This window comes from Streptomyces sp. UH6 (genome assembly GCF_013421635.1).
Taxonomy (GTDB): Bacteria; Actinomycetota; Actinomycetes; order Streptomycetales; family Streptomycetaceae; genus Streptomyces; species Streptomyces abyssomicinicus.
Genome location: NZ_JACADT010000581.1, coordinates 1 through 3,616, shown reverse-complemented (window position 1 = coordinate 3,616; position 3,616 = coordinate 1). Strand labels below are relative to the sequence as shown.

Here is a 3,616-nt window from a genome sequence, read left to right as displayed (position 1 = left end):
CGGGACCTGCTGGCCGACCACGTCACCGCCATGGTCTGCTGCGCCGCCGTCGACACGGCCGGCGCGGCCCCGGGGCTGGACTGGCTGGACGGCCCCGCCCTCCTGGTACGCGGTGAACGCGTCGCCGATCTGGGTTCCCGGGTGCTGAGCCTGGTCGAGGAGGGGGACCCCGTGCCCCTGCGCGCCTGGCTGCGCGACCTGGGCGTACGCACGGAGAAACCGGTACGGCTGGTGTGACCGTGTGGGGGCGCCGGCACACCGCCCGCGGGGGGAGACGGCACACACGGCGCGCGGGGAACGGCGCAGGGGGACGAGCCGGCGCTGAGCCGGTGCATGAGCCGGCGGCACGAGCCGGGTGCAGGGAGAAGTCCAGGGAGGGGAGTTGTACATGGGGCCTGAGCGGATCCGCCGCTGGGAGTCGGGGGCGCTCGCGCACGGCGTGTCGGATCCGTTCGGCCAGGGGCCCTTACCGTGGCTGCGCGGCGGCGAGACGTACTTCGACGACACCGGCAAGGTGGTGCCCTGGTACGTGGACGAGCCGGGCCCGCGGCCCGGTGGCCCGCGTCCCGCGGACGACGTGCACCGGCAGATCAAGGGCTTCGCCTCGCCCGGCGCCGTCGCGCCCGGCGAGCCGATCGACTTCCGGATCACCGTCGAGCCGCCGCAGGAGTTCGGCATCGACGTCTACCGGATCGGCCACTACGACGGCCACGGCGCCGCCAAGGTGACCAGCAGCCCCCGGCTGGCCGGGCTGGTCCAGCCGCCGCCCCTGGTCGCCGACCGCACGGTCTCCTGCCACCACTGGTGGCTCTCCTGGCGGCTGACCGTGCCGGCCGACTGGCAGGTCGGCGCGTACGTCGCCGTGCTCACCACCGCCGACGGCCACCGCTCGCACGTCCCCTTCACGGTCCGCGACGGCCGCCCGGCCGACCTGCTGCTCCTGCTGCCGGACATCACCTGGCAGGCGTACAACCTGTACCCGGAGGACGGCCGCACCGGTGCCAGCCTCTACCACGCGTGGGACACCGACGGCGGTCTGCTCGGCGAGGGGGGCGCCGCCACCACGGTCTCCTTCGACCGCCCCTATGCGGGGTCCGGGATGCCCCTGCACGTCGGGCACGCCTACGACTTCGTCCGCTGGGCCGAGCGGTACGGCTACGACCTCGCCTACGCCGACGCCCGCGACCTGCACGCCGGCCGCGTCGACCCGGGCCGCTACCGGGGTCTGGTCTTCCCCGGCCACGACGAGTACTGGTCGAAGCCGATGCGCCGGGCCGTGGAACTCGCCCGCGACCAGGGCACGTCGCTGGTCTTCCTCTCCGCCAACTCCATGTACTGGCAGGTCGAGCTGGGCCCGTCCGCCTCCGGCGAGCCGGACCGGCTGCTGACCTGCCGCAAACGCCGGGGCCCGGGCCGGCCGGTGCTCTGGCGGGAGGTCGACCGGGCCGAGCAGGAGGTGCTCGGCATCCAGTACGGAGGCCAGGTGCCCGAACCCGGACCGATGACCGTCCGCAACGCCGGCCACTGGCTGTGGGACGGCTCCGGAATCTCGGAGGGCGAGGAGATCCCCGGCCTGGTGGCGGGGGAGGCCGACCGCTACTTCCCGCGCACCCCGCTCCCCGTGCACGACGAGCGGGTGCTGCTCGCCCACTCGCCGTACCGGGACTCCGCGGGCGTGCGGCGGCACCAGGAGACGTCCCTGTACCGGGCGCCCTCCGGCGCGCTGGTCTTCGCGTCCGGGACGTTCGCCTGGTCCCCCGCCCTGGACCGGCCCGGGCACGTCGACCCGCGGATCCAGAAGGCGACCGCCAACCTGCTGGACCGCATCTGCAAGCGGGACTGAACGGACCCGACCGGTTCCTCCCCGGGCCGAACCCCCGCGCGGGGACCCGCACCGCACCCGCGCACCCCCGGACTGCCTCGGATCTCCCGGTACGGGAGAATCGAGGCATTGGACCAAACCACGGGGAGGAACCGTGTCCGGATTCGTCGAAAAGCCCGAGCCGGTCGAGGTGCCGGGCCTGGTACATCTGCACACCGGCAAGGTGCGCGATCTGTACCGCAACGAGGCGGGCGACCTCGTGATGGTCGCCAGCGACCGCATCTCCGCCTACGACTGGGTGCTGCCCACCGAGATCCCCGACAAGGGCCGGGTGCTCACCCAGCTGTCCCTGTGGTGGTTCGACCAGCTCGCCGACCTGGTGCCGAACCACGTCCTGGCCACCGAGCTGCCCGAGGGCGCTCCCGAGGACTGGGCCGGCCGCACCCTGGTCTGCAAGAACCTCCAGATGGTTCCGGTGGAGTGCGTGGCCCGCGGTTACCTCACCGGTTCCGGCCTGCTCGAGTACCGGGAGTCCCGCACGGTCTGCGGACTCGCCCTCCCCGAGGGCCTGGTGGACGGCTCGGAACTGCCCGCCCCGATCTTCACCCCGGCCACCAAGGCCGAGGTCGGCGAGCACGACGAGAACGTCTCCTACGAGGAGGTCGCCCGCAAGGTCGGCGCCGACGTCGCCGCGCAGCTGCGCCAGACGACCCTGGCCGTCTACGGGCGCGCCCGGGACGTGGCCCGCGACCGCGGGATCATCCTGGCCGACACCAAGTTCGAGTTCGGCTTCGACGGCGACCGCCTGATCATCGCCGACGAGGTCCTCACCCCGGACTCCTCGCGCTTCTGGCCGGCCGACGTCTGGGAGCCGGGCCACGCCCAGCCGTCGTACGACAAGCAGTTCGTCCGCGACTGGCTGACCTCGGACGCCTCCGGCTGGGACCGCCGGAGCGAGCAGCCGCCGCCGGCCCTCCCGCAGGAGATCGTCGACGCCACCCGCGCCAAGTACGTCGAGGCCTACGAGCGCCTGACCGGCCTCCGCTGGAGCTGAGGGCGGGACACGAGAAAGCCCCCGGTCGATGACCGGGGGCTTCTTCGTGGAGCGGACGACGAGGCTCGAACTCGCGACCTCAACCTTGGCAAGGTTGCGCTCTACCAACTGAGCTACGTCCGCCTTGCGCCGTGGCGCGAGAGCAACTATACCCAACCACGCTCACGAGCGGTACGCGCCGCCGTATGACGGTTCTCGGCGCCCAGCTTGGAGACGGCCGAGGAGAGGTAGTTCCGGACGGTGCCCTGCGAGAGCCCGGCCCGCTCCGCGATCTCCGCGACCGGCGCCCCGTCCGAGGCGAGGTCCAGCACCTCGGCCTCTCGCGCGGTCAGCGGGGAGTCCCCCGCGGAGATCGCGTCGGCCGCCAACTCCGGGTCGACGTAACGGTTCCCCGCGTGCACGGTGCGGATGATCTCGGCCAGCCGCCGGGCGCTCACCGTCTTCGGCACGAATCCGCGCACGCCTGCCGCCAGCGCCCGCTTGAGGTGGCCGGGCTGCCCGTGGCTGGTCACCACCATCACCCGGCAATCGGGCAGTTCGGTCCGCAGCGCTGTGGCGACCTTCACACCGTCGAGCCCCGGCATCTGCAGGTCCAGGACGGCCACGTCGGGCCGGTGCGCCCGCGCCATGGCCAGTGCCTCGGGTCCGGTGGCGGCCTCGGCGACCACCACCAGGTCGTCCTCCAGGGCGAGCAGCGCGGCCAGCGCGCCGCGGATCAGGTGCTCGTCGTCGGCGAGCAG

General features: G+C 73.2%; 3 protein-coding genes, 1 tRNA gene and 1 pseudogene. 3 read left to right on the top strand and 2 right to left on the bottom strand.

All coding sequences use genetic code 11. From position 1 onward, the window contains the following. The 3 genes and pseudogenes from HW445_RS22405 to HW445_RS22395 form a co-directional block, all read left to right on the top strand. Positions 1–237: pseudogene (locus HW445_RS22405) on the top strand (hypothetical protein); the annotation flags it as partial. A 151-nt stretch (positions 238–388) separates the two neighbouring features. Further along, a complete protein-coding gene (locus HW445_RS22400) occupies positions 389–1,843 on the top strand; it encodes a N,N-dimethylformamidase beta subunit family domain-containing protein (protein ID WP_180222769.1) in 1,455 nt (484 codons plus the stop codon). 133 nt (positions 1,844–1,976) lie between these two features. Further along, positions 1,977–2,876 (top strand): phosphoribosylaminoimidazolesuccinocarboxamide synthase, encoded by a 900-nt coding sequence (locus HW445_RS22395; protein WP_180222768.1) that lies wholly within the window; start codon positions 1,977–1,979, stop codon positions 2,874–2,876. Between the two features lie 47 nt (positions 2,877–2,923). Here the strand turns inward: HW445_RS22395 and HW445_RS22390 are convergent. Next, positions 2,924–2,999, bottom strand: a tRNA-Gly gene (locus HW445_RS22390). Positions 3,000–3,022: 23 nt separating this feature from the next. After that, positions 3,023–3,616: DNA-binding response regulator (locus HW445_RS22385; RefSeq protein WP_257231228.1), on the bottom strand; the 594-nt coding region annotated here is incomplete at its 5' end.